This window comes from uncultured Sphingobacterium sp. (assembly GCF_964277905.1).
In the GTDB taxonomy this organism is placed as follows: domain Bacteria; phylum Bacteroidota; class Bacteroidia; order Sphingobacteriales; family Sphingobacteriaceae; genus Sphingobacterium; species Sphingobacterium siyangense.
In genome coordinates this window covers 72,874-99,731 of sequence record NZ_CAXYKD010000030.1, presented here as the reverse complement: position 1 = coordinate 99,731, position 26,858 = coordinate 72,874, and the positions used below count along the sequence as shown (strand labels likewise).

Below are 26,858 nucleotides of genomic sequence, written 5' to 3'. Positions count from 1 at the left end.
TGAATGGTGATTCAACAGCTCTACTTTTTAAGATTAAACCGACAATGAGCTTATCAACACACGAAATTACTATTGCTAACGAGCTTTCTATTAGCGAAAAACAGGTTCGCACGACTATAGCACTATTAGACGAAGGCGCTACCGTTCCGTTTATCTCACGCTACCGTAAGGAAATGACTGGTAGTTTGGACGAAGTTCAAATCACCAATATCAGAGATCGTTTCCAGCAGCTGCGCGATTTAGATAAACGTAAAGAAGCTGTTCTTAAATCTATCAACGATCAGGGGAAATTGACAGCGGAGCTTGAGCAGCAGCTTTTGAATGCCGAAACCATGGCCAGTCTTGAAGATATCTATTTGCCTTACAAACCTAAGCGTAAAACCCGCGCCAGTGTGGCACGTGAAAAAGGTCTGCAACCTTTAGCGGATCTTATTTTGGCGCAAGAAACGGGCGATTTCCTCGCCCTTGCGGACAGTTTAATAGATGAAGAAAAAGGCGTAAAAAATACAGAGGAGGCACTAGCAGGTGCCCGCGACATCATTGCAGAGGTCATTGCCGAAGATGCGACAGTGAGAGCCAAGTCGAGAGCGATATTCCTCGAAAAAAGTGCATTTGTTTCAAAGGTAGTTCCTGGAAAAGAAGACGCCGCCCTAAAATATAAAGATTATTACGAATGGTCTGAATCTTTGAAAGATGCACCTTCCCATCGTGTGCTTGCGATGCGCCGTGGGGAAAAAGAAGAGCTGCTCTACTTAGATATAGCGATCAATGAAGAAGAAATTCTACCCCGTATCGAATCCATCTATGTTAAGGGTGCCAACGATGCCGCAGCTCAGGTAAAACTCGCCTTGGTCGATAGCTATAAGCGTCTGTTAAAACCTTCCATGGAGACTGAAATTCGTGTATTAACACGCCAAAAAGCCGATGAAGAGGCCATCAAAGTTTTTGCCGACAATGTTCGTCAATTACTTCTAGCCGCTCCACTAGGGCAGAAAAGGCTGCTTGCGATCGACCCAGGATTTCGTACAGGCTGTAAAACGGTTGTTCTGGATGAGCAGGGACAGCTCAAAGAAAATACGGCTATCTTTCCACATACGGGTGCCAATGGACTGGCAGAAGCAAAAAAAACAATTCAGTATTTAGTCTCGAAATACGATATCCAAGCCATCGCAATCGGCAATGGAACAGCGGGTCGAGAAACGGAGGAATTTGTACGGAAACTCGGATTAAATAACGTTACCATCGTTATGGTCAATGAAAGTGGAGCCTCTATTTATTCGGCTTCCGAAACTGCTCGTGAAGAATTTCCAGATCAAGATGTTACGGTACGTGGTGCAGTATCTATTGGTAGACGATTGATGGATCCCTTGGCTGAGCTGGTTAAGATCGATCCAAAATCGATCGGTGTCGGACAATATCAACATGACGTTGATCAAAATAAACTCCAAACTTCTCTGGACGACACCGTTATCAGCTGTGTAAATGCGGTCGGTGTTGAACTGAATACTGCCTCCAAACAAATCTTATCCTATGTTTCGGGTCTAGGTCCATCTTTGGCCCAACAGATCATCAAATACAGAAATGAGAATGGTCCATTTGCATCGAGACGTGAACTGAAGAAAGTTCCTCGCCTTGGTGATAAAGCATTTGAACAAGCCGCAGGATTCCTTCGCATTCGCCATGCGGTAAATCCATTGGATTCCTCTGCAGTACACCCCGAGCGTTATGCATTGGTGGAACAAATGGCCAAAGACTTGGGAAAAAAAGTGGAGGACCTATTGACAGATGCTGACCTCAGGAAATCTATTCCCCTAAAAAATTACATTTCGGAGGAAGTAGGACTACCGACATTAAACGATATTCTAAATGAATTAGCAAAACCCGGATTAGATCCAAGGGAAAAATTCGAAGCATTTTCATTCACGGATGGGGTCAACAGCATTGGCGACTTACGGGTTGGCATGAAACTGCCGGGAATCGTGACCAATATTACGAATTTCGGAGCCTTTGTTGATATTGGCGTACATCAAGATGGCCTGGTACACCTAAGCCAATTATCTAATCGCTATATATCAGATCCCCATGAAGTCGTCAAAGTACAGCAACACGTCATGGTAACGGTAACAGAAGTAGACGAAAAACGTAGTCGCATTGCATTGTCAATGAAAACAGATGAGAAGCCTGCGCTACCCAAAAACAAAAAAAATGATTTTAAAAAGCAGGCCGAACCACAAACGGATATGGCCAGCAAGCTAGCTGCATTGGCAAGTAAATTTAAATAGATACATTTAACTCCGAATCAAAAAAGCTGACCGTTCGCTGAACTGCCAAGAAAAGTGTCTAACTTTTTGGAGGCAAGGCATCGCCTGGTCAGCTTTTTTTTTGATTCGATTAAATCCAATGTTCGTCATTCGTGTCGCTGTTTTATTTTGTATCTTTAGGGGAAACAAGTTTAGACCCGTTATGAAAAATTGTACCCTCCTATTCTTTCTATTTTTTGGAATCTATTTTTCTAAAATCCAGGCACAGCAGCAACTTCACGACGGGGCCTACCTGTATCAGGATGGCATCAATAAACATTTAATGCTCGTTAAAGACCATTATATTTCATTTATAAGTTACGATGACGTCAGAAAACGTTTTCAGCATACCTGGGGCGGCGCACTTGATAAGCAGCATAATCTGATCACTATCGCTGTCGAGTATAACTCACAGGATTCGGCTGCCATTGGCAAAACAACCCAATTACCTTACCGGATTGAAGCAGACTCCCTTCGCCTCAAAACTGCCAATAGCTACCATCTCTATATCAAGCAGAAAAAAGTTCCACAAGACCTTGACGCACTTTGGCGGATCACAGGTCGCCAGCAAGAAGGCAAAATGCAAGATATTCCCAAAGCAGATCGTAAAACAATCAAAATATTGGTTGATGGATATTTTCAATGGGTAGCGATTAATCCTGCTCAAAAGGGTTTCTATGGTACAGGCGGAGGTGACTATCAGTACAATAATAATCGGTACTCCGAAAAAATACAGTTCTTTTCGAGAGACAATAATAGAGTTGGGCAAGAACTCGCCTTTGGTGGTGAAATCCTAAATGGCGCATGGCATCATAAAGGAAAAAGTTCGAAAGGAGACGATATTTATGAAATCTGGAGCAAAGAAATAACAGAATAAAATATGACAATAGAAGAATTTCAATCTCTTGAAGCTCCGCTTCAGCATTGGACAGCGGTACAAAAGTCACTTTGGCATGATCTGAAAGGAAATTGGAAAACCGCGCATGACCTGATCGATCAATTAGACGGAACTGACGCAGCACATGTTCATGCTTATTTACATCGCAAAGAAGGCGATCAGTGGAATGCAGAATATTGGTATCGTCGTGCCAAACAAAACGTATACAAAGGTAATTTGGATGATGAGTGGAAAGACCTCTTCAAATATTACGCTCCATAGCTACAATTAGCCTATTTTCGGACAGCCGCTGTTTTCTTTTATATACACAAAAGGACAATTTGGGCAATAAAGTAGTCAAAAATAGTATAGAAAATTAACTCAGTACTTTTTTAGGCTGTTGAATATCTTTAAAAACATAAAAATATTACCAAATAAGATATAACATCAACCAAATCCGGAGATAATACGTAACAAAAATAACACAAAGAAAAATATTATAAAACTAACAAATAGAATGGCACAGATATTGAACATAGTTTATTATACTTGAGAAAGTATACTTTTCATAAATTTAGGTTAATAATTGGTTAGGTTAAACACTTGAAGTTCCCCACTTCAAGTGTTTTTTTTTAGCAAAAAATCAATCGAAGTAACATCAAATCCACTTCCTTCATCTTTTTTTAATTAAGACACTTTCCTTCATTAAAAGGTATATTAAAAATTTAAAACAATACATTGTATTACTATGTATTTTGTTATATATTTACTTCCATGAACAAAGAATTTATTGACAAATGGATTTCACAGCTAAAAAAAGGAAGTCTTTCTTTTGTTGTATTAGGTATTCTTGCCTATGATCAGGAATACTATGGCTATGATCTTATCCAGGAGGTCAAGAAGAAAACGGCCATTGATATTGCTGAAGGAACTTTATACCCCTTATTGATTCGTTTAAAAAACGAAGGCCTGGTCGAATCGAACTGGGTACCTCAGGAAACTGGGATTCCAAGAAAATATTACAAAATAACAAAGGAAGGCCAAAGTACTTTCTTAGAGATGAGAACGTACTGGACAAGCTTAAACCAACATTTAACCACTTTGACGCATGCATTATAACCAGATACCCTTTACAAATAGATTCTCAGCTCGGCTATATCAAGACTACATGTCAACAGCAACGGCTCTTGTAAAAAAATTAGCCTTGGAGCAAAGACAGGATATATTATGTGAAATCAATAGCCACATATTTGAGGCATTGCAACAGCAGCTTCCCCCACAGTTAATCCATGACGCCATGCCTAGTCAGCTCCAAGAAATCTTAGATAAACTCGGGTTACCAGAGACTTTTATCAAGGAAATGATTTTGTCAACGTCGATTGCCCCGTCAATAAAATCTCCTCGTAAATCCGTATCCTTATTACGGGTACCTATCATGCTCACACAAGGGATCGTAAACATGATTTATTATATCATCTATACCCTTATGCTCATCGCCGTATTTCTAGTCGTGGCCAAATTTATTGATCCTCAGGGAGTCGGATTCTTCTATGCGCCCAACAAGTTTTTCATATTCGGCAAACTTATTTTACAGCATGAAGAAGCCCTGCGTTACGAACAATTGGGCAATTATTTCATTCCGGCATTTCTATTTATCATCAGTGGACTTTACTATTCCTCCACGTTAATTTTGAAACTCAAAAAATCTATTCCCCATAAATTATGAAAAGAACCACAGTGTTATTGTTCCTCTTAGGAACCCTATCAAGCCCTATTCTCAAAGCCCAGGAATTCACAGCTGTTCGCATGGATAGCCTGATGTCCGTCATGGATAAAAATAATGTCTGGATGGGCAGTATTGCAATCAGCAAAGGCGATCAATTACTCTATCAAAAGGCAATTGGATATGCAGATGTAGCGCAGAAAAAGAAAGCGAACATAAATACGCGTTATGGCATAGGTTCAATCTCCAAAACTTTCACAGCAACACTTGTACTAAAAACAGTTGAGCTCGGAAAACTGAAGTTAGACGAACCAATATCTGCATTCTTTAAAGATATTCCAGACGCTGGAAAAATCACCGTTCGCCAATTGTTAAATCATAGCAGCGGATTACACAATATCACGGATGACAACGATTATTTGACATGGAATACTAAACCACAGACAGAGAAAGAACTTGTTGAACGCATCGTCAAAGGCGGAGCCGACTTTGCTCCCAGCAGTAAACATGCATATAGTAATTCAAACTACATTCTACTTACCTATATCTTAGACAAAGTTTGGAAAAAAGACTATGCTTTTTTATTGAAAGAATACATCTGTAAGCCATTAAACTTGCAAGAGACAACCTTTGGCCGTCCACAAAATAACAGCAGGGATGTTAGCGAATCTTATCGATTCACTCACGAATGGACCCTTGAACTACACACGGACAATTCTGTTCCGCTTGGAGCCGGAGCCGTTTGGTCAACTCCGGCAGATCTGGGCAAATTTTTCAATGGTTTATTTAGCCATAAAATAATCAATGCTGCAAGCCTGGAAGAGATGAAAAAAATAGATCAGGGCTATGGATTGGGTTTATTCCAATTACCATTCTATGGACATATAGGCTTTGGCCACACAGGTGGTATAGATGGATACTCCTCGGTAGCTGGTCATTTTGATGATGGTAATTATAATGTCGCTATCATTAGCAATGCCAACAATTATAATAATAATGAAATATTAAAGTTCAGCCTTGGCGAACTTTATAAAAAACCTTTTCCACTTCCTGATCTTGCGGAAATACAATTGACAGAGGAAGAAATTTCAAGCCTCGTCGGCGAATACAAAAGCGAACAGCCTCCTATTCAGATAAATATTACGAGAGAGGGCAACAAGGTGCTGGGTCAAGTTGTCGGTCAGCCGGCATTTCAACTGAAACCCAAGGATAGAAATACGCTGGTCCAACCGCAATTTGGCGTAAAAATAGTTTTCGAACGTAGCGAAAACAAAATGACACTCTACCAAAATGGGCATACTCTTGTATTGAAGAAATAAGGAGATACTGCGGTTAACTAATGTAAAGATTCATGGCCTTTATTTGGCACTATCTTACATTTTTCATTAGGTAGTTATGAAGTTTATATCGACATCCTCAATGAGGACCGAGGCCCGCGTCATCACGCAGTATCGCTAAAAGAGCAGCGGTTGAACTAAACCGCTGCTCTTTCAATTACGGTGTTTTACAGTTTTTCCAAATAGAAATCATCACCATACACCGTACCGTTCAAGGGTTTATAGAAATAGATCGTAGCAGTAGTATTATTGGCTCCAGTTGTAAAAGTTACCGAATTATTGGAGTAGCTGGTCGTACCTATAGTCGCATCGATCGCAGTTCCCCCATAATTTTTGACACCAATACTGACCGACTGGCCAGCTGCAGACACTTTGGCGTAGCCACCGAACCGATAAGTCGTATTTGGCGTTAAACCGGTCAGGTATTGTTCAATGGATGTCTCTCCACCTGTTTCGCGGATGCATTTGGTTCCTGTCCGGGCATCGGTGGAAACAACCGATGATCCACCGCCCCATGTTGTCCATGGATAGATGACACCGCTTTCGAAATCGCCATTACTAAATAAAGGTAGCTTATATACACGTACGTAATCCACCTGCATACTAAAGGGCAAGTCAGCATTTGTGATCGCCCCTGGCCATCCCGCTCCACCAGCCTGATTTAGAATCAGATAAAAAGGAACGTCAAATGGCCATTGCTGTGTCCCCCCACCGGAAACTCTTGCGTAGGTATACTGCAATACATTGTTGACGTAAAATCGAATGTCATTTGGACTCCAGATCATTGTATATAGGTTGTAATCTGTGGTATTATAGGTGGCAGATTTCGAAGCTGTGCTCCCACCATTTGCATTGGTAACTGAGCCATTATGGATCGTATGGTACATCACACTTTCGTTGTTGACATGCTCCATAATGTCAATTTCACCACAGCTAGGCCAGCCGCCGTACGCTGTAGCTGGTTCGGGCATCATCCAAATAGCAGGCCATGAACCTCTTCCTTGTGTAAATTTAGCCCTCACTTCAACTTTTCCATAAGTCATACTAAATTTCCCCATCGACTTAACTCCTCCAGCATGATAGGCAACAGGATCTCCGGCTACAACGGCATTATCCATACGCAATACGAGATTGCTCCCATCTTGGGAGGCATAAGCTGGCAAGGAGGTCATATACTTATTCCATGCGACAGTGCCCCTGTCAGCATAAGACCATTTTGTGGAATCAAATCCCCCACTACTATTAAACTCATCCGACCAGATCAATTCGTAATCTGTTGTCGCTACGGTAGTCGCATTTAATAGCTTAGTCGAGGCCTTCGCCTTACTCACTTCCTGAATCGGATTTTTTGTTGCTGTAGAGTCTTTTTTGCAGGCAAAAATAGACAGGCTAGTTGCGATTAGGCTCAGCACCAGCCAAAATTTGGTTTTTCTCATTTAGTTTTGGATTATTGGTTTTATTTAAGTTTATATCGTTATTTGACAGCTTGTGGAGCAAGCTGCATAATAATCGAAGATTCATTTTTTTCTTTCATTCCTTCCTGTTTTAACCAAAAGGAAGAAATGAAAGAAAATGCATATTATATCGATAACACAATGTGCCCGATTACTTAAAATTTACGGGCAAAAAGACAATTTTGCTGTAATTTTCTTTTTCAAATAAAACGCCGAGTTTATTTTTATTTAAAAGTACTAAATCGGAATAAGCGGCATAATCCCCTTTCACACCCTCCTGCGCTTTGGCCACAACCTGATTAAAATACCATGTTTTGCCCTGATCATTACTTAATCGAACGGTTAGATTGTCTCTTCTATCGGTTGATGCAGCATTACACACAGCCAATATATATTTTCCTTTCTTTTGCCAGGAAAGCACTGAACCCTGGTTGACCGGATCGGGTAAGTTTTTATCATAATAGGTTGTATCCCAAGTAGCGCCACCATCACCGGAATAGGATACAATTCTCGATTTTACATTACCTTGCTGATTACGGGAATTCATATACAGTCCTGTGTTGGAAACCTGTGCGGCCATTGTTTCATTTGATCCCTCAAATTTCACGCTTGCCCCTATCTTGAATGTCTTTCCATGATCGTCCGAGTAATACGAATGCGCAAAATAGTCCTTGCCATTTTCTTTCGGATTTCCTTCAGAATGGTTAGCAGGAATATAAATACGTCCTTTAAACTTACCAGAATCAAATTGTAAAGCATGGCCGGGCGTATTTGCATAAGTCCGCCAGTCTTCCTTAAAAATATATTGTGCATTTACGGATGGTTGATTAGGACGATGCGTCTCAAGCGTTATGTTTTCTGGATTAGACCAGGTCTTACCACCGTCGGTCGAACTAATTGACCAACATTCTCGCAAACCATTTCCTTTACGGACTTCTCCCTCATGATTATTACCCGTATTATAAAAAAGAAACAGGCGTCCTTTCGGATATGCCGGATCCAATAGATCCACTACCGGAGCTGGATTTCCGACCTGCAAATTATCATTGTCAACAGCAACTTGCAATGGGCCCCATGTTTTTCCATTATCCTGACTAATTTTATAAACAATATCTACATTACCAAAATCGCCGGCATGATCCACCCTACCTTCTGCAAAAGCAATTAACTGTCCGCTTCTATCCTTTACAATAGCAGGTATGCGGTAGCTTTTATAGCCATCTTCGCCTGAAACAAATACACTCACTTCCTGAGCGTGGCAAATTCCTGCCAACAGTGCAAATACCAACATTGTCCCTAATTTCTTCATATCTATATAAGTTTTATTGTTACTTCTATTTAAAAAATTCATCTGTGTTAATACAATGCGATCGGTTATTTATTACTCCCTTTCAATCGGTAGGCAAGTAAACATCCATTTTAGTGGATTTTGCCAATCTCTCCCATTTAATTTTCCCACAGGAAGTTTCACCACAACTGTATTCCAGCCTTTCTCCAGCAGAACAATGCTTGGACTTCGGTAGCTGTAACCTTCATCAACCAATGGGAGCTCCAAATTTCCTTTTTGGCCAGCATGTTGCCAATTCGGTGGAAGCACTTCACGCCCGTTCACCCAAATTTTGCTCATTCTATCGTCCCAGGTTCCCAAATTTGGTGAATCACTGGCATATGAACGGGAGAGGTCGTTAAAACCGATCCAAAAACTTTGGTTTCCCCCTTTTTCACTCCATACTTTGCTCACAGCATATACGGTACTATTTTCAAGCGGCCGATCAATAGCCCCTTTTACCACATCAGCCCACCAATGGCGTAGTAAGATAGTCCCACCATAAAACTCACCGATCTTTTTTAAAGCGGTAAATTTTCCTGTCGCTTCATTTTTTAAGACCATGCTCAGATCACCTTTATTTTCCACAGGCCCATACAACATCCATTTTTGCCCACTTTGTGCGTAATACGGAAAAATAAGATCCTTAAAATACAATCTTTTATGTTGGAGCAAACGCTTTTCAAATTCAGCAAATTGCTTTAATCCCTTTACATCTGTTTTGATATTACTACGCCATTCAAAATCTCCTCCTCCTCGCCAGCTTCGTTCCGCAAAAGTCAGCAAAGCAGGGTAAACTGCATTCTGATGGAATACATCACGTTCATGATGGACTGCACGATCGGGCCAGGAACATAACGTCGCACCCATTAACTTTTCATTTTCTGACGATTGACCACCTAATTCCCTATAGAACAAGGTCGTCACCGTTTCCAAAGGATCCATATGATTGATATACAAATGCTTTGAATCAATCACTTCAAAAGGTGAGTCATTGGTAATAGCCTGTGGCCCACCCATCCAAAGCTGGCGGATTGTGTGTGCCTGCAAATTACCACCAGGCTCCCAGCCGATGGTTTTTAGGCCTAAGTCCTCCGTCCATTTTGTCATCATCGGCAAAAATGCTTGGTTGTGAATTTTCACCTCATCCCCCCCAATATGCAGATAAGGTAGCCCGGGATAGGTGGTCGCAAATTCCTTCACCAGTTCTTTGATGATCGCTATGCCGCTATCGCTCTGCATATCGGTTTTAAAATAACGGCGAAATGCTGCGGAATGCCCTGGCATATCAATTTCGGGTACGAGCTGAATATGGCGATCACGACAATACCGGATCAGCTGCTGCATATCGTCGACTGTATAATACTTTCCCTTCCAACGCTCCATATTTGCCGAGTCGGTCAAACCGGGATATTTTTTACTGATCAGTCGCCATGCAATATCCTCTGTGAAATGAAAGTGAAAAATATTCAGCTTATACCGCGCCATCATATCGATCTGCTCCTTCAACACCTGCATAGACTGAAAATTTCTTCCCACGTCTACCAAGTAGCCACGCCAACGAAAAGATGGATAATCTGTAATGACGCAATACGGCAACTTACCATCGCCGCCTCCCAGTTGACGCAAAGTTTGCAGGGCATAGAAAACCCCTTTACTCGCTCGGGCTTCAATGTTTACTCCCCTTTTATCTATAACGATGCGATAGCCTTCCAAAGAAGACGAGGGAAGTTTCATTTCTTTATTGCAACTAATCGTTATAGCTATATTTTCTTTGCTATCGAAGTCTATCCGCCTTACATCCCAATCGCTTAACAGTGCTGTCAAAGTCTGTCTATCTGTAGTTGACACTTCTCCTTTGGTGCGTACGCAGACCACTTGTTTGACCTGGTAATACCCGGTTTTCCAGGCAACAGACTGCGGCATGGGAAGCAAAGGTCTGATAGTTTCGGACATACCATATAGCGGAGAGATCATCATGACAATCATCATCAGCCTTTGGAGGAACTTAGTTGTCGCTACAGTTTGTCGCCTCATGTTATCCATTAATCGTGTTAAATTCCTGTAGTATTTGCATACAATACCACTCTTGACGAGGAAGATGGAATGGTCCTTTAAATAAATTACCTTTTGCCGTTTGCGCAATCTTCCCATCACGATGCAGATAACCATACCATTCACCATTGATTTTATCATGAAAATGATCATAGGCATACTGATTGATCTGCTGATGCCAACTTTTATATTTCTCATTTCCGGTCATTAGGTAAGCGAGTAATGTTGCTATAATCGTTTCATTCTGCGGCCACCAAAACTTCATATCCTGCCAGTATTCTTGTACCGGCTTTCCATAGACATCCCGAAAGTATAGTATACCACCATATTCTGTATCCCAGCCGCGCTCCCACATATAATCGAGCATACGACAGCCCAGGTCAATCAGATGTGGATCGTTCGCCCGATATTTCGCTTCATGCAAGATAAACCACGCTCCTTCGATGGCATGTCCAGGGTTGAGTGTCCGCCCGTCAATATGATCAACAATTTCACCTTCAGGTCCCACTTGTTCCATCACACAGCGTATGTCATCTTTTACAAAATCACGTTCAATCTGCGCGATAAAATTACTGATAACAAAATCACAGCGTGGATCTCCAATTGTTTCGCGAATTTGCTGTGCGGTATTGATCATAATCATCGGCACACCGATCCCTTTCATTGGCCTGGTCTGTTCGTATTTTGGTTCCACCAATCTTTCTCCCTGTGCATAAGCTAGACAAATTCCAAACAGCTCACGTGCTTCCGCAGCAATATCAGTATCTCCCGTCGCTTTTGCATAGGCTGCAAAGGCGATTGCCGCAAAAGTCTCCGAAAAGAAATAACGACGCATACGAATTGGGTTACCGATGCGGTCTACATGAAAATACATTTTGCCGTTTGCATCAAAACAATGTTTCTTCAAAAATTCATAGCCTATCCGGGCCCCTTCCAGCCATTCCTCTTTTTGCTCAACCGTATTGTAAAGTGTGGCCAGCAACCAGCATGCCCTTCCCTGTATCCACACGGCTTTATCTGTATCAATCAAAGCCCCATCATGATCACGCATAAATAGGTAGCCGCCACATTCATGGTCAATCGATCGTGGAAACCAAAATGGTACAGTGTCTTTTAAAAGCTGATCACGATAAAAAACTTCCAACTCCTTCAAGTAATCAGTGTCTATTATATTTGCGGTATCTTTTATACTTGTCTGTTTCATCTGTTCTAGTTTTTGAGTCAATTTATTTATGTTTAGTTGATCGTCTTATGTTTAGTTGATCGTCAAATCAAAAGTGGACACTGGCGTTCCAATTTCATTTTGAAGATTTGCCCTGCTAAAAGGTTCATATCCATACAGGATTCTGCTGATTCCGAAACTTGGTTTAACGATTTCGACGACATTGCCCGATAGGATATTTGCATTTACATCAGAAATTTTCCCCTTATTGTCCATTACCTGAAAACCTTTCACAGGCGCATTCCCTGGGGTTATTAATTTTATACAATGATCAAATGTCAACAACAGCTTATCATCGCGAAGCGCATACCTGACCAGATCAGGATGATCTGCATTCAATTCAACACCATATACATGTTTACGCACTAAATTTGCCAACCTTCGGCCTACCACAATCTTTTCACGGGGATGTACATCCAAAGAATCACCTACATCGATCGTTACGGCCATGTATGTACCAGCAATGGCTTTCTCCAGTAAGCGTTGTGAGTTTCTAAAATCACCCCATGAAGGTCTATCTATACTTGTGAGCTGAACAAAGAAAAAAGGTAGATCTTGGTGAAAACTCTTCCGCCAGGAGGAAATCAATGTTTTAAAAAGACGTTCGTGAAGTTCTATATTATGCGCATTGCTCTCACCTTGATACCACAGTATACCTTTCAATCCTGTGCTCAACCATTTGCTGACACCCGCTTCAAAATTGTAAGCTGGTTGATACGGATGGCGTTGATTTTTCACCTTTGAAACTGCTAGATTTTGACTGGCGCGCTCACGACAGAAATCCTGCAGGAAATCTGATTTTTGCCAGTTGTGAATATAAGAAGCAAGCAGATCGTCGTTTTCCAATGATTTTCGATCAATCCATGATTCGGTATTAGCCCCACCTACCGATAGATCAATAATACCAATGGGAATATGCTGTTCGCTGGCGATCTGCTGGGCAAATGAATAAGCAACAGCTGAGAATTGCGCGGCCTCCGCCCCGGTAGCTTGCCGCCAGGCACCGCTGAAAAAGGACAAATCGTTTACTTTCCTTAAAGTCGCGGTATCCCATGCAACAGCATTGGTCTCCACAAGGCTGCGGCATTTAAAAAGGCGCACATTCTTTAAGTGCGGTGCATCGTTGATCAGCTCTTCGCCCTTTGTGGCTCCACGAAGTTGAAAAGCCATATTTGATTGTCCCGAAGCAAGGTACACATCGCCAAAAAGAATATTTTTCAACACTATTTTCTCCCTGTCCGAACTCACCGTTATTTCATATGGTCCTCCGGCTTCCATTTTAGGCAACTTTATTTCCCAGAAGCCTTCGGGATTGACTTGAGTCTTATAGTTTTTCTTATTAAATGCAACAGTGATCTCATCGGCGGCAGCACCTTTACCATAGATGCTATTTTCCCAATTACGTTGGAGTACCATATCCGAACCGATGGTTTCGGCCACTTGCAAATCTTGGAGAACAGGTATCAATACATGCGTGACCTGTTCAGCAATCAATGCAGCTCCTTGCTTATTCGGATGCAAGTAATCGTCAAAAAGATCAATCCGATACCGCAGTGGGCTGTTCAGATCGATCAGTCCCACTTGGTTATTTTTTGCTATCTGCGGTATAAGCGCCTGAATTTGATCATACCAATCGCGTGTCCCGGATAAGAAGCGCGGATGACCACTAAAAATAGGAGTCAATCGACAGATGTAAATTTGTACTTTGGGATTAACGGATCGTATGGAGTCAATCAGAATCGCGTAATCCGATGCAAAGGAGTTCTTATAATTTGGCCAATTTCTCGGATCAGTATCATTGAGTCCCAGGTGTATAATGGCAACATCAGGTTTATAATCCAAGGCTTTTCTGTATTCTTCCGTTTTATAATAAGGTCTATGCCCCTTACGTAAAAGTGTGGCCCCTGAATGACCAAAATTCCTCACTTCAAACCGCTGGCCCAGCAAAGCTTGAAGCTGGCTCGGATAAGAGTCCTCTGCAGGATTTCCGAGCCCATAACCAAAGGTTACAGAGTTACCGATACAAGCTACTTTTGTCCGGGGTTGTCCCACGGAAATGGAGATGGAGACCATCAAACCTAAAAGTAGACCTCCTTTTTTTAAAATATAGGTATGCAGCGTGCTGATTAAGGATTTCATTTTCATCATCTATTCATTCAGGAAATAAAAGCGATTACTTCTCCGTTGTTTTGGGTTTGAGAAACAGGAGTTGCAAGAGTAGCGCTAGCAGTACCGCGGCCCCTAATAGTGCAAAGCCTAGCCCAAAATGACCTTCATCCTTAAATTTCCCTAACCATTGCGTGATAACGGCTCCAGCAAACACGCCCACCATATTCATAAAACCGTAAGCGGTTGCGCGCAAATTTTTAGGAACAACCTGACAAAGGATAGGCATATTGTTGGCATCGAATATGCCAAAGCCAATTCCAAAACAGACCGCCGCTCCGACCACCGCAGGTAAAGTCTGGCCTAATCCCAAAAACAATAAAGCTGGTATGGTTAGTCCAAGCCCAATTGCACTAGTATAGATGCGGCCACGGATATGCTTTTGTACCCATCGGTCACTTAGTATTCCTCCGACGATAACTCCAATAAAGGATGAGATCGCGATTGTGATGGTCGACAATGGGCCTGCTTTGGCCATTGGAATATTCAGGCTATCGGCAAACAAGGTTGGCAACCAATTTTTGATGGCCCAGCCGGGTAAGCTTGGAGCCGCAAAATAAAATAATAGAATCCAGAATGCCACATTGGAAAATAGCAACAATAAACTTTTGGGAAGAGACAATCGCCCTTCCGAAGCAGGCTCCTCGAGGGATGGCTCATGTTTTTTCTCCACAAGCAAGATCGCTAATAGGACCGCATAACATATTCCGATAATTCCAAACCAATGAAAAGCGGTATGCCATCCTTTTGAAGCGGCCAATGTTGCACCAAAACCGCCCAAGGCCTGACCTGTATAGAGTCCGGTCATATGTAAGCCAATGGCTAACGATCGATTTTTTCCGGTATGGTAATCCGCGATCAGCGAAAGAGCTGTCGGGATATACAATGCTTCACTAAATCCCATAATTGCCCGTAAAACCAATAGCGTTGCATAATCGTGCGCCATCCCCATGCCATACGTTACGGCTGACCACACAAAAAGACTGCCTACGATCAGCCATTTTCTATTGCTGCGATCGGCAACGATACCGGCTATAGGACTCATGATACCATAGATGTAAAGAAAAACGGCCATCAATACACCAAAAGTCTCGGCACGCTGCAGCTGTGGAATATCGACCTGCATGGCTTCACGCATAGTTGATAGCATCTGCCTATCCATATAATTCAGCAGAGCTACCCCCCAAAGGAGGGCTACAACGAGCCATGGGTAAAAAGATTTATGTCGTAAAGAAGAGATCATTTCAAGTTTATCAGGTTTATATTGAGTTCTTTATATCTTATTTTTTTCAATCCTATTTCTTAGAAAATGTGGCTACTAAAATCTCCGGAGTACGAACGCCGGCCTTAATTTCGCCACTGGGCAAGATGATCATGTCGCCCCAAACAACAGCTGTCGTGGTTACAGGTCCATTCGAGGGTAGATCCCCCATCCGCTTCCATTTCGCCGATTTCAGATCATAACGCCATATCGCCTTGCCGAAACCGGGATGATTGATCTGCAATTTATTCTTCGCATCAATCAATTTCTGTCGCTGCGATGAATTGGTTTCCTTTTTAGCATCAAAGATCAGCGCTTCCACCTGATGAAAGGTATTGCCCCGATCTGCACTCAACAACCATATTCCTTGGTCGGGCAATACACAAGCTGTTCCCGCCGCAGCAGGAAAAGGAATATCCGTCTGTTTGGACCAAGTACTACCACCATCTGTTGAGCACCACAGTTCATGGTATAATGTTGAAGGGCTCTCTGGATGAGCCTTTCTTCCACCAAGCAGATAAAGGCCATTTTGACTATCAGACAACAATTGCAAATGGGAGACCGCATAGGGTAATTTTCCCACACAGGCCCATCCTTTTTCAAGATGTGCTAGATCCAATTGCAACACTTGATCCGATACGGCATCAGGCCTTTCACCACCGGCAATAAAAAGTTTATTTCCATGAACTACCGCTCCCATATTAGCCAATGGAAATGGGAGGTTCGGAAAGTCAGACACTGTAATTTTCTTGGTAGAGCCATCATATTTAATCATTCTACAGGCGGCTGTTTTTCCTTCCGGAGTCTCTCCACCGATAACCAGCAATCCATCGGGTAGACTCAGGCTGGCACCATAAGCAACCGCTATAGGAAGACTATCCTGGGCTATTAAGCTCAGTCGTCCCCCTTTTTTTCCGTAAATAAAAACATCTTTTTGGATCTCTTTCGCCCCACCTTCCCAAGGGGGTAAATGCGGGAAATTCGCCCCACCAGCAACCAGGAGACAATCGCCTGTGACACCAGCTATTGGTCCTGCCATACCAATATGCCCCTTTCCATCTTGCATAGCTGGCAATGTAATGCATTTATGCCATTCCAATCGACCAACCTGTGCATGAACAGCACCTGTAAACAGTATTCCCACAATAACTCCCATCCAATGTTGTTTTGTCATATCTATTTATTCTTGAACCTACAGTTCAGCCTGTAATTTCCCTCTCGATGTAAGCACTCATGATACCCATCTCGAGAGGGATATCTATTTTACTGTGCACAAAACGTCTGAAAATTAAGTTTGTTCACATCACTCTTAAAGAGTTCAAATTGCTCCGCCGAAATATTCTTTACGGGCAGTCTAAATGCTCCGCAGTCAAGGCCAATCAATTTCATATACGATTTTCCTACTGAAATACCACCGTACTTTCCTAACAATGTGATCATATCGATAGATTGCTGCTGCAAAGCATTAGCTTTTTCAAGATCTCCCCGATCATAAGCCTCGATAAGCTCAAGATATAAAGGTGCAGCGTAGTTATAGGTACTACCGACAGCACCTTTGTTACCCAATACCAAGGCGGACAGCATATTCTCATCTCTTCCCCATAACATATCGTACTTGCGATCTGCATAATTCAGGCAGCTTAGAAAATCCATAAAATCTTCGTGCGTATATTTGATTCCCTTAAAATTGGGTATTACGCCATCAATTTTCTTCAACAGGTCGATCATCTGGAAGTTTCCACCGGTCAATACCGGGATATGATAATAATAGAAAGCCGTATTCGGGGCTGTACTAGCAATTTCGACACAACACTTTGCCAATTGATCCACATTAGCAGGTTTGAAATAAGATGGTGAAGTAAATGAAACAACATCTACCCCTGCTTGCTCAGCCAGCCTAGCCAATTGTTGGCATTCTTTGATATTCGTTCCGCCCAGAAGCATCATGAGTGTAAATGCATTATCCTCTTTCGTTAATCTGGCCCAAGCTGTCATGACCGCAACTTTTTCCTCAAAAGTTAACGAAACCCCTTCTCCGGTAGAGCCACAAATAAAGGCACCCGTTACCCGATTGCGCTTTAACATCGCATAGTATTGCGGAATCAGCTCAAGATTCAATTCTCCGTTTTCATCGAAAGGAGTAAATGGCGCTGCAATTAATCCTGAGATTTTTTGGTCTAGCATGATCTGTGTATTTAATATTATATTATTTTTTTTAAATGTAACTAAAACGATGTATAACCTTTCGTTTGAACCAATAGCCGGTTATTTGTCAACGCATCCCTATTTATTGGCCATAAAAGGCGAAATGATTCTGCTACCGGTAATGATGTATACTTATAAACAAAGCTATCTCCCATTCTTCTCAAATCATACCAATATTTCCCCTCGCCAATAAATTCTAATTTGCGTTCTTTTAAAATTGCTTCCATCGGATCGCTGTCTATCTTCTGATTTGGAAAACCAAAAGTACCTTCGTTGTAATTACTTCCAAAAGCTCTTGCTCGAACCAAATTGATTTCCTCTTTGGGGCTTTCACCCAGTAGCACTTTAGCTTCAGCTAACAGCAAGAGTAAATCTGCATAACGATAGATTGGAAAATCATTCGTAAATGCCCGAGATCCCGCATTTTGTTCACCTTGATACTTTTTCAGGAAACAACCGGCCATATTGAATTTTCCTGTTGCATCTTTTGAATAGGCCGCTTGAATAGATGTGTTTTTACGTTGATCCAAATCGTTGTAGTCCCGATACGAACGGATACGAGTCGGTGCACGTAATATTCCACCATAATTTTCAGCAGTTACAGTGAATTTTCTGTTGGAAAGTGAGTCATAATAATTTGCGATAAGGCCAGATTGTGGAACAAAATCGGATATAAAACCTAAAGTCGCTTCATTTAATTGATGACGCGCTACAAAAATCATTTCACTATTACCGCGATTGGTTGAAGAAAATAGACCAGAAAAATCTGATTGCAGAGACAAGGTAAGATTTGATTTTATTTCCGATAAAGCATTTTTGGCTGTTAAAGCAGCATCCTTACCTCCGCCTCGATGTGCATTCCAAAGATTCACTTCTGCTTTAAGCATTAATGTTGCTGATTTTGACCAATACGATTTTGTATTCTTCACGGAGTAATCTGTTCCAAAAGAAGTCAAAGAGTTTTCTAAATCCGAAGTTACAAGTCCTAAAACATCCGAAGCTGGAGAAGCGGCTTTAGCAAGGTTAGTGATATCAATATTTCCAACAGGCTCGGTTTGCAGGACAACATCTCCCCAGGAACGATACAACTGAAAATAGTAGAATGCACGCATTCCATAAGCAATCCCTAAATAGTAACCTTTATTTTGAGCGGTCACAATATCAGTCGTATTAAGTTTGCTGATCAACAAATTTATCTGATTGATGTTTTCGTAAAAAGCCCCGAAATTGCTCACCCCCGGATTATCAAGATCCAAATTATGATTCCACATTCTTTCCAACCCTTGCGGAGCTTCCCCTGTAAAAGACGATGTCGTTCCGGGATCATTGCCAAAGACCTCCCCCTGATATTCACCCAGAAGTACAAATGCGCGCTCATGATTCCGAAATCTTGCGTGTAGACCACTCACAAATGAATCAAACTGATCGGCTGTCTTCCAGTAATTCCCATCGCTAATTGTACTCACTGGACTTAACTCTAGATTTTTATTGCAAGAACTTAAGAGGCCTAGTCCCAATACCATTGCCAAGCTCAAGGTTTTTATATTGATTTTCATCGTTTTCAATTTTTAAGATTAAAAGGATAGTTGAACACCTAAGACATAAGATCTTGGTGTGGGATAAGTGCCTAAGTATATACCTGTAACCAAATTGTTCACATCTACGGGCGGTTCAGGCGATGGACCCGAGAATTTTGTAATATAAAAAAGATTAGATCCGGTAAAATAAATCCGCGCATGCGAAAATACCCGCGATTTTTCAAGCAATGATTTGGGCATATCGTACGAGAGAGTCAACTCACGGAGTGCCAAATAATCTCCTTTTTCATAAAACCTCGAATTGTTGCTATTCAATACCGCATTGGCATTGTTTCCACGTGTATAATTCTGTTTGGAACCACCAACCTGATCCGCAAAATAAACCTTTGGAATGTCTGTTATAGTGTTGGTGGGTGACCAAGCTTGTTTTTGCAACTCAATATAATTGAATGTACCCTGATAATTACCCAATGTTCTTGCAACAAGATCATTGTAAATCTTATGTCCCAGCGCAAACTCCCAGTTTGAAAAAAGGCTCAGATTCTTATAACTTAAATTCGTTGTAAATCCTCCCGTCCATTTTGGATTAATATTGCCGATATACACTTGATCACGTGAATCGATAATATCATTTCCATCGACATCCAGCCAGTTGACATCTCCAGGAGTAATTCTTCCATTTTTTCCAACAGGGAGATTAGGCCCAGTAATTCCTGCAATATTATCCGTGCGGTTTCCGGCAATTGAACTTACCTCAGCATCATCTTTAAATATTGATACTTGTTTATATGCGTAGATATCGCCCAGCGATTGCCCCTCCTGATATCCACCTACCCATTTAACTTGACCCGATGTTGGATCATAGACCTGTAGACCACCTTGACGATTATTTTCGTTTCCATTATTCGGCAGCTCCAGTATTTTATTTTTAACAAATGCGGCATTTGCGCCAATATTCAAATTAATACCATCGGGATTTCTAAGCACGCGAGCTTGTAACCCAAACTCCAGGCCTTTATTTTGTAAAGTCCCTAAGTTGGTATTTATAGACGAGAAGCCGATATAACTAGGCAGAGTCAGATCTGTTAAAAGGTTTTTAGTTTTTCTATTGTAATAATCGAATAGTAAAGTTACGCGGTCTTTCCATAAACCTAAATCTAAACCTACACCTGTCGTTTTACTCGTTTCCCAAACCAGATTTCCATTTACAGGCTGTGTATTAAGGTATCCAGCTGTTCCATTATAATTGGTTTGCAAGGAATAGGTTCCCTGAACTTCATATCTGCCTAATCCGTTTATATTTCCATTTTCTCCGTAACTCAGTCTAGGCTTTAAAGTTGAAATATATTCCGCTAACTTGGAATTCTTAAAAAATGCTTCTTGATGAACATTCCACCCTGCAGAAAGACCTGGAAAAAAGCCCCAACGATGACCATCTGCTAAGCTCGATACACCATCCAAACGATATACGGCATTCAACAGATATTTCCCATCATAATCATAAGCCAAACGTCCCATGGACGAAATAATTCTATATTCAGATTTCGAAGATGTGTTATTTCCAGCCACAAAAACAGTCGAAGCATTGACGGTCGGTATATCATCAGTAGGCGCATTCTTCCCATACACCTGCATATAATCTGTTTTTGTGTTAAAATATTCAGCACCAAGCATAGCATTCAGATTATGCTTTTCACCAAATGTCTTGGTATAATTTAAAATACCATTGAACTGTGTTTGGAAATCGCGATTTATATTGCGATAAGCATCTCTTGAAGTACTGCCTATTGTTTCGGGGTTAGAAAACACATTGGCATAGGTCTGGGTGGATTTTTGGAAGAACTCATTCAATAACTCTTTCATATAGGCATTTCCCGAGACTTTGAGGTATAAACCAGGAATAATATCCCATTTTAGAGAACCATTTACTACAATGCGATTCGTTTCATTATTTCTCTCCATACGGCTCAACCAATACAATGGATTCCCATCATTGATGCCGTTGCCTGGATTGGGTCTCGTCTTCGCCTCATCAACCCAAGGATTAAATGTTGGCCAAATAGCCAAATTCCGATATAATGCACTTACTTCAGATCCGCCAACTCCATATTGAGAAGCAGTTGACAAATTGACCGAGGTTGCTACCTCCAGGTTCGGTTTCAGCTTATATGAACCATTTAGATCTGCAGTATATCTTTTATAGTTGGAGCCTACAATGATTCCATTCTCATCATATGCATCAAATGCAGCGAAATATTTTCCTCGATCGTTACCGCCCGATACATTTACATAATGATCCTTTGTATAGGTATTTCGAAATAAGATATCCTCAACTTCGCCCGAATGATCCTTATAAATTATCTGACCACCATACGGATCATCAACAAGTTGCCACCCTTTAGCTAGTAATGGATCCAAGTCAGATGTGTAACGACGAATATCGAACGAAGATAAATTTGCATTATCGCTCAATAATCCCAGTCCTCTGGAGCCATTAGCTGTCTCAATCGTTTTACCGGCATTTAAATAACCCAAACGCGTATAATAAATGTAATCCCCAGCATTCAAATAACGATACCCCTCACGACGTTGGTTGAACCCTCCTGTAAATTTATAAGATATATTTGACTGTCCCGATTTACCTGTTTTCGTTGTAATCAAAACTACGCCATTATTTGCACGAGCACCATATATTGCCGTTGCAGAAGCATCTTTTAGAAGTTCAATGGATTCAATATTATCCGAACTCACATCATTCATCTCACGAATGACGCCATCTATTACCACTAATGGGGGACTAGAACTTTTAATTGATGCTCCACCGCGCAATTTTAACATAGGCGCCGCCCCGGGTGTACCCGATTTATTCACCACCTGTAATCCAGGTACAGTTCCCTGTAATGCTGTAGCAACATTAGAACGTGGCGTATTTTGCAAAACAGTTTTATCCACTTTAGCGATGGAACCAGTCACACTTCTCCTGTTTTGTGTTCCATATCCAACCACCACAACTTCATCCATTTGCTCAACCTTGGACTCGAGTTTGATATCCAATTGATTTAATTGTCCAACTTTTACTTCATATGGTCTATACCCCGTAGACGTGATGATTAAAATAGTATTGGGATTGCTACTGATTGAGAAAGTCCCATCAGCATTTGTCTGCAAAGATTGGTTGGATCCTTTGACTTTTACAGTCACGTTGCCTAGCAACTCCCCTGTCTTTGCATCGGTAATTTTTCCCCGCACCGCATGGTCTTGTGCCTGTGCTAAAAGCAAATTGCCCATCAAAACAGACAGCGTGAGAAGGGTTCGTAATTTTAGGTTTGAATACATATTGGTTTGTATTAAGTATTACATATATACAAATATATAAATTACTAAATGTAAAAAACAAATTTTAATCAAATTATGTATAACATATTAATCACTTTTATTAATTATCTTTGTCTTAATGCGCCTAATGCGCGATATGTAATATATATGGAACCGAATTCTTCGCTGATAGAACATCTGAATACAATTGATACCTCTTCATTAGTAGACCGTGCTGAAAAAGAAATCATCAATCTTTTTGTCAATCAAGGCTTAAAGGTTGGAGATGCTTTACCTAAGGAAATTGAATTGGCCGAAACCCTTGGTGTAAGTCGCACAGTAGTTCGCGAAGCTATGTTGCGGTTACGTATGGTCGGATTGATCGAATCAAAAAAACATCGTGGGGCCGTTCTAACAAGTCCAGATCTTATAAAACCACTACGCAAATCACTTTTTCCAACCATTATGGAAAATAAGACCTTACAGGATCTTTTTGAAATGCGCATGGTGCTGGAAGTGGGTATGGCGGATATTCTTTTTGAACATATACAGGAAAAAGACATTGAGGAGCTGGAAGCGATCGTTGCCAAGGAACCTATAAATGCAGATAATACAATTTTCGACATTGAAACTGAAATTGCCTTTCACGGTAAGCTTTATGAAATCACTGGAAATACGATTCTCAAAGATTTCCAAAATATGCTGTTACCTGTTTTTCAATATGTTCATAGCAGCGGCTTACTGACTAGTCCCAGTCAATCGAAAAGCTTTATTTCACACCGAGGCCTAGTTGATATATTGAAGGTCGGCAATGCCGAGGTTTTTCGAAATGCCATGCGCAAGCATCTTGACAATCATTATCAGCGACTCTTTTTATATAAGAAATCTATTGGATAATCTGTTTAAAAAAATTGATTAACAACACTATAAAAAAGCCCAATCTATGATTGGGCTTTTTTATAGTGTCTCCACTTGATCCTTTTACTTGGTTATCGTACAATTTGACACTTTGTTATTCAGACAGCAACAGTACAATGATTCCGTGTGGAGGAAGAATGAATTTTGTATTCTGACCAAGGTTTCCTTCATCTCGATGAAGCCATAAATCTCTGACGCGATTTTTTGGAGACAAATTCAGCGCTTTAGTATCCAGTTTAAACATCGTTTCGTTGTCTGATCTATTAAGTATTGCAAGTGCCTTACGCTTTGGATCTGCCAGGTCTTTTTTCCATACTTCTACCTCACCCGCTTTAAACACAGCTTGCGCTTGCTTAAAAGCCTTATCCTGATTAAGCGCGATCATTTCTTTGTTCGTCAATATAGCGAGTGTCTCTTTTGAAATTTTACGCAGATCATTTCCGGCCATCAAAGGTGAATTTAACATACACCACATTGAAAAATGTGTTTTATCTTCTTCATGAGTCATTCCATTGCCCACTTGAAGCATATCCATATCGTTATAATGACCTGGAGAGCTATAAGGATAAAGATTACGATTGAGATCAATAATATGCAACACTGAAGCAAAATTTGGTTGTATATCTTGTGAAATACGCCAGGAATCCACTTGTTTAATTGCCCATTCCCCTGGAAACTGCCAGCGGCAAAGATTAAAGCCTACATCTGGACGAACCTTCCTCACTGCTGTTATAATCTTTGTATATTGCTCGCGATCATCGAGCTTCATTTCCAATCCACCACACCAATCCACTTTGATGAAATCAAAATTCCACTCTCTAAAAAATAACTGCGCATCTTGGTCTTCATGGCCATACATTCCTACCCCAATACCTTTTGGATCTTTGTCCCAGATAGAACCACAAGTATTTTTTCCACCTTCCGAATACAATCCAGCTTTTAAACCCTTGGAATGAATATAATCAGCTAGCGCCCGCATGCCATTGGGAAATTTTGAACGGTCTTCGTAAAGTTTTCCCACTTGGTCACGCCCCCCGAAATACCCGTCATCCACATTGATATAACTGTATCCCGCATCGTGCAAGCCAGTCGCAACCATGGCATCAGCCTGTTCTCGAATCAACTTTTCATCAATATGGATCCGAAAGCTATTCCAGCTGCTCCAACCCATTATTGGCGGTTTTGCCTCTTGACACAACCCTTTTAGATTCCAAGCACCTACTAAAGCCCCCAAAAGTATATACTTAAATAATAACTTAAATCCCATAATTGTAGTATAAAAAAGATCTGATCTATCCTTTATTTTCATTTTAATCTGCATCAAAAATACATAGAGACAATGATATGAAAAAGTAAATTCAATCACTCAATTATTTTATGTAATACATAATAATCATTATCTTAGTCAGCGTTATCACCATCGTGAAATTTACACTATTTTCAAATAGCATAGCTTAAAAAAGCTTGATACATTCAATTTAAACCAAAAACACAATGAAACTCAGGATCTTTTTATTTGCCGTACTCGCAACACTTCTCTATAAAAATGCTTCTGCACAAAAAAAGCCTAATATCATCATCATTATTTCCGATGATCATGCCTATCAAGCAATTGGTGCCTATGGTTCGAAATACGGGAAAACACCACAGATCGACCGCATCGCTGCTCAGGGTGCCCTATTTAAAAATGCCTTCGTCAACAATTCGATCTGCGGGCCATCCCGAGCGACATTATTGACGGGCAAGTACAGCCATAAAAATGGATTCAAAGACAATGAAACTTCTGAATTCGACTTTAGTCAGGATCTTTTTGTGAAACAGCTCCAAAACGTAGGTTACAATACCGCTTGGGTGGGTAAAATTCACTTAGGAGACAAACTGCAAGGTTTCAACTATTATGACATTCTTGTTGGGCAGGGCACCTATTTTAATCCAGATTTTATCAGCAAGGAGGGGCGCAAACGCACTGAAGGGTATGTATCCGATATCGTAACCGAAAAAGCTATTGATTGGCTCGATACGGTAGACGCTGATAAGCCATTTTGTCTAGTCATCGGTCATAAAGCCACACACCGTACATGGATGCCAGATCCAAAGGACTTCGGCAGCTACGATACTGTAAATTTCACCTTACCCACTACTTTCTACGACAATTACCAAAGTAGACCTGCAGCCGCATTGCAGGAAATGTCCATTGACAAGGACATGAAAATGGGCTACGATCTCAAAATGTTCAATTCATTGGAAGACATGATGGCTGACGGTAACTTCAAGCGGATGAACCAAGCTCAAAAGGATAGCTATATCGCCTATTACCGGCCCATTTATGAACAACTAAAGCAGGGTAATTTGACGGGCAAGCAACTTGCAGAATGGAAGTTCAGACGTTATATGATTGATTATCTCAATACTGCCCAATCTATGGACCGCAATATAGGGAAAGTACTAGATTATCTGGATCAAAAATCACTCAGTGAAAATACAATTGTAATCTATCTTTCAGACCAAGGTTTTTATATGGGTGAGCATGGTTGGTTCGACAAACGTTGGATGTATGAGGAATCTTTTCGTACACCAATGGTCATGCGGTACCCAGCCCTATTACGCGCAAAATCAACCATAAACGCCAAAATTGTCAACGCTGATATCGCTCCCACGTTATTGGAGTTAGCTGCTATCAAAAAACCGAAAGACATGCAAGGAGAATCTTTTGTACATGTCCTGAAAAATAACAAAGAGGAACATCGAAAAGATCTGTTCTATCATTATTTTGAAAATGGAGAACATGCCGTTAGCCCCCATTTTGGTGTTCGTGATGACCGTTATAAATTGATACGCTATTATAAACGAATCGAAAATTGGGAGCTCTTTGACCTTCAAAAGGACCCCAGTGAACTCCATAATGTCTACAAGGATCCTGCCTATCAAAGTGTCGTCAAACTGATGAAAAAGAAACTGATCACACAAATGCGCCAATTTGATGACAAAGAAGCAGAAGCTATTTACAAAATCAACATCGACTAATTATACCATCAGGGTATCCCATCTATTGGATACCCTTTTTTATTGCTATACGTTTCTTCGAAATGTTTATTGAAATGCTGCTTATATAGTTAAGTCCAATAGCTCATTGTAAATAGATTGTTTCGCAGACAATTAC

General features: G+C 41.0%; 19 protein-coding genes. 8 read left to right on the top strand and 11 right to left on the bottom strand.

The features are described 5' to 3' along the window. Positions 1 to 44: 44 nt before the first annotated feature. The 6 genes from ACHWSC_RS14300 to ACHWSC_RS14275 all read left to right on the top strand — a co-directional run bounded on the left by ACHWSC_RS14300 (position 45) and on the right by ACHWSC_RS14275 (position 6,219). Positions 45 to 2,282, top strand: coding sequence for a Tex family protein (locus tag ACHWSC_RS14300; RefSeq protein WP_088160397.1), 2,238 nt, complete (start codon positions 45 to 47; stop codon positions 2,280 to 2,282). A gap of 181 nt (positions 2,283 to 2,463) precedes the next feature. Beyond that, positions 2,464 to 3,177: a hypothetical protein gene (locus ACHWSC_RS14295; RefSeq protein WP_394677219.1), complete on the top strand. Its 714-nt coding sequence runs from the start codon at positions 2,464 to 2,466 to the stop codon at positions 3,175 to 3,177. A gap of 3 nt (positions 3,178 to 3,180) precedes the next feature. Continuing rightward, positions 3,181 to 3,459 (top strand): hypothetical protein, encoded by a 279-nt coding sequence (locus ACHWSC_RS14290; protein WP_088160395.1) that lies wholly within the window; start codon positions 3,181 to 3,183, stop codon positions 3,457 to 3,459. A gap of 492 nt (positions 3,460 to 3,951) precedes the next feature. After that, entirely contained in the window at positions 3,952 to 4,296 is a 345-nt protein-coding gene (locus ACHWSC_RS14285) for a PadR family transcriptional regulator (protein ID WP_070564875.1), read from the top strand. A 49-nt stretch (positions 4,297 to 4,345) separates the two neighbouring features. Further along, complete coding sequence (locus ACHWSC_RS14280; protein ID WP_286852115.1) at positions 4,346 to 4,903, top strand: hypothetical protein; 558 nt, start codon at positions 4,346 to 4,348, stop codon at positions 4,901 to 4,903. Beyond that, a complete protein-coding gene (locus tag ACHWSC_RS14275) occupies positions 4,900 to 6,219 on the top strand; it encodes a serine hydrolase domain-containing protein (RefSeq protein WP_394677218.1) in 1,320 nt (439 codons plus the stop codon). The genes ACHWSC_RS14280 and ACHWSC_RS14275 overlap by 4 nt, the downstream gene beginning before the upstream one ends. 185 nt (positions 6,220 to 6,404) lie before the next feature. On the opposite strand, the gene ACHWSC_RS14270 is transcribed toward ACHWSC_RS14275, so the two are convergent. The 10 genes from ACHWSC_RS14270 to ACHWSC_RS14225 form a co-directional block, all read right to left on the bottom strand. Continuing rightward, positions 6,405 to 7,673 (bottom strand): family 16 glycosylhydrolase, encoded by a 1,269-nt coding sequence (locus tag ACHWSC_RS14270; RefSeq protein ID WP_394677217.1) that lies wholly within the window; start codon positions 7,671 to 7,673, stop codon positions 6,405 to 6,407. A gap of 169 nt (positions 7,674 to 7,842) precedes the next feature. Continuing rightward, entirely contained in the window at positions 7,843 to 9,000 is a 1,158-nt protein-coding gene (locus ACHWSC_RS14265; protein WP_394677216.1) for an exo-alpha-sialidase, read from the bottom strand. Positions 9,001 to 9,072: 72 nt separating this feature from the next. Further along, positions 9,073 to 11,055, bottom strand: coding sequence for a family 20 glycosylhydrolase (locus tag ACHWSC_RS14260; RefSeq protein ID WP_394677215.1), 1,983 nt, complete (start codon positions 11,053 to 11,055; stop codon positions 9,073 to 9,075). 1 nt (position 11,056) lies between these two features. Further along, the gene (locus ACHWSC_RS14255; RefSeq protein ID WP_394677214.1) at positions 11,057 to 12,277 is read right to left on the bottom strand and encodes an AGE family epimerase/isomerase; all 1,221 of its coding nucleotides are present in this window, start codon (positions 12,275 to 12,277) and stop codon (positions 11,057 to 11,059) included. A 51-nt stretch (positions 12,278 to 12,328) separates the two neighbouring features. Next, positions 12,329 to 14,434: a GDSL-type esterase/lipase family protein gene (locus ACHWSC_RS14250; RefSeq protein WP_394677213.1), complete on the bottom strand. Its 2,106-nt coding sequence runs from the start codon at positions 14,432 to 14,434 to the stop codon at positions 12,329 to 12,331. Between the two features lie 34 nt (positions 14,435 to 14,468). Continuing rightward, positions 14,469 to 15,704 carry an MFS transporter gene (locus ACHWSC_RS14245; RefSeq protein WP_394677212.1) on the bottom strand — a complete coding sequence of 412 codons (1,236 nt, stop codon included), beginning with the start codon at positions 15,702 to 15,704 and terminating at the stop codon, positions 14,469 to 14,471. Between the two features lie 52 nt (positions 15,705 to 15,756). Continuing rightward, a complete protein-coding gene (locus ACHWSC_RS14240) occupies positions 15,757 to 16,896 on the bottom strand; it encodes a hypothetical protein (protein ID WP_394677211.1) in 1,140 nt (379 codons plus the stop codon). 89 nt (positions 16,897 to 16,985) lie between these two features. After that, complete coding sequence (locus ACHWSC_RS14235; RefSeq protein WP_394677210.1) at positions 16,986 to 17,906, bottom strand: dihydrodipicolinate synthase family protein; 921 nt, start codon at positions 17,904 to 17,906, stop codon at positions 16,986 to 16,988. 41 nt (positions 17,907 to 17,947) lie between these two features. Further along, entirely contained in the window at positions 17,948 to 19,483 is a 1,536-nt protein-coding gene (gene nanU / locus ACHWSC_RS14230; protein ID WP_394677209.1) for a SusD family outer membrane lipoprotein NanU, read from the bottom strand. An 18-nt stretch (positions 19,484 to 19,501) separates the two neighbouring features. After that, complete coding sequence (locus ACHWSC_RS14225; protein WP_394677208.1) at positions 19,502 to 22,801, bottom strand: SusC/RagA family TonB-linked outer membrane protein; 3,300 nt, start codon at positions 22,799 to 22,801, stop codon at positions 19,502 to 19,504. 147 nt (positions 22,802 to 22,948) lie between these two features. On the opposite strand from ACHWSC_RS14225, the gene ACHWSC_RS14220 reads away from it, so the two are divergent. Then, a complete protein-coding gene (locus tag ACHWSC_RS14220; RefSeq protein WP_394677207.1) occupies positions 22,949 to 23,677 on the top strand; it encodes a FadR/GntR family transcriptional regulator in 729 nt (242 codons plus the stop codon). Positions 23,678 to 23,792: 115 nt separating this feature from the next. Here ACHWSC_RS14220 and ACHWSC_RS14215 read toward each other — a convergent pair whose 3' ends face one another. Further along, positions 23,793 to 24,965, bottom strand: a complete 1,173-nt coding sequence (locus ACHWSC_RS14215; RefSeq protein ID WP_394677206.1) for a glycoside hydrolase family 27 protein — start codon at positions 24,963 to 24,965, stop codon at positions 23,793 to 23,795. A gap of 227 nt (positions 24,966 to 25,192) precedes the next feature. Between ACHWSC_RS14215 and ACHWSC_RS14210 the strand changes: the two genes are divergently transcribed. Next, positions 25,193 to 26,722, top strand: coding sequence for a sulfatase (locus ACHWSC_RS14210; RefSeq protein ID WP_394677205.1), 1,530 nt, complete (start codon positions 25,193 to 25,195; stop codon positions 26,720 to 26,722). The last annotated feature ends 136 nt before the right edge of the window (positions 26,723 to 26,858 follow it).

What these genes read in the sequence shown, in the direction of transcription:
- ACHWSC_RS14300 (WP_088160397.1), top strand. Translation starts at nt 45, where the DNA reads ATGAGCTTATCAACACACGAAATTACTATTGCTAACGAGCTTTCTATT.
- ACHWSC_RS14295 (WP_394677219.1), top strand. Translation starts at nt 2,464, where the DNA reads ATGAAAAATTGTACCCTCCTATTCTTTCTATTTTTTGGAATCTATTTT.
- ACHWSC_RS14290 (WP_088160395.1), top strand. Translation starts at nt 3,181, where the DNA reads ATGACAATAGAAGAATTTCAATCTCTTGAAGCTCCGCTTCAGCATTGG.
- ACHWSC_RS14285 (WP_070564875.1), top strand. Translation starts at nt 3,952, where the DNA reads ATGAACAAAGAATTTATTGACAAATGGATTTCACAGCTAAAAAAAGGA.
- ACHWSC_RS14280 (WP_286852115.1), top strand. Translation starts at nt 4,346, where the DNA reads ATGTCAACAGCAACGGCTCTTGTAAAAAAATTAGCCTTGGAGCAAAGA.
- ACHWSC_RS14275 (WP_394677218.1), top strand. Translation starts at nt 4,900, where the DNA reads ATGAAAAGAACCACAGTGTTATTGTTCCTCTTAGGAACCCTATCAAGC.
- ACHWSC_RS14270 (WP_394677217.1), bottom strand. Translation starts at nt 7,673, where the DNA reads ATGAGAAAAACCAAATTTTGGCTGGTGCTGAGCCTAATCGCAACTAGC.
- ACHWSC_RS14265 (WP_394677216.1), bottom strand. Translation starts at nt 9,000, where the DNA reads ATGAAGAAATTAGGGACAATGTTGGTATTTGCACTGTTGGCAGGAATT.
- ACHWSC_RS14260 (WP_394677215.1), bottom strand. Translation starts at nt 11,055, where the DNA reads ATGAGGCGACAAACTGTAGCGACAACTAAGTTCCTCCAAAGGCTGATG.
- ACHWSC_RS14255 (WP_394677214.1), bottom strand. Translation starts at nt 12,277, where the DNA reads ATGAAACAGACAAGTATAAAAGATACCGCAAATATAATAGACACTGAT.
- ACHWSC_RS14250 (WP_394677213.1), bottom strand. Translation starts at nt 14,434, where the DNA reads ATGAAATCCTTAATCAGCACGCTGCATACCTATATTTTAAAAAAAGGA.
- ACHWSC_RS14245 (WP_394677212.1), bottom strand. Translation starts at nt 15,704, where the DNA reads ATGATCTCTTCTTTACGACATAAATCTTTTTACCCATGGCTCGTTGTA.
- ACHWSC_RS14240 (WP_394677211.1), bottom strand. Translation starts at nt 16,896, where the DNA reads ATGACAAAACAACATTGGATGGGAGTTATTGTGGGAATACTGTTTACA.
- ACHWSC_RS14235 (WP_394677210.1), bottom strand. Translation starts at nt 17,906, where the DNA reads ATGCTAGACCAAAAAATCTCAGGATTAATTGCAGCGCCATTTACTCCT.
- nanU (WP_394677209.1), bottom strand. Translation starts at nt 19,483, where the DNA reads ATGAAAATCAATATAAAAACCTTGAGCTTGGCAATGGTATTGGGACTA.
- ACHWSC_RS14225 (WP_394677208.1), bottom strand. Translation starts at nt 22,801, where the DNA reads ATGTATTCAAACCTAAAATTACGAACCCTTCTCACGCTGTCTGTTTTG.
- ACHWSC_RS14220 (WP_394677207.1), top strand. Translation starts at nt 22,949, where the DNA reads ATGGAACCGAATTCTTCGCTGATAGAACATCTGAATACAATTGATACC.
- ACHWSC_RS14215 (WP_394677206.1), bottom strand. Translation starts at nt 24,965, where the DNA reads ATGGGATTTAAGTTATTATTTAAGTATATACTTTTGGGGGCTTTAGTA.
- ACHWSC_RS14210 (WP_394677205.1), top strand. Translation starts at nt 25,193, where the DNA reads ATGAAACTCAGGATCTTTTTATTTGCCGTACTCGCAACACTTCTCTAT.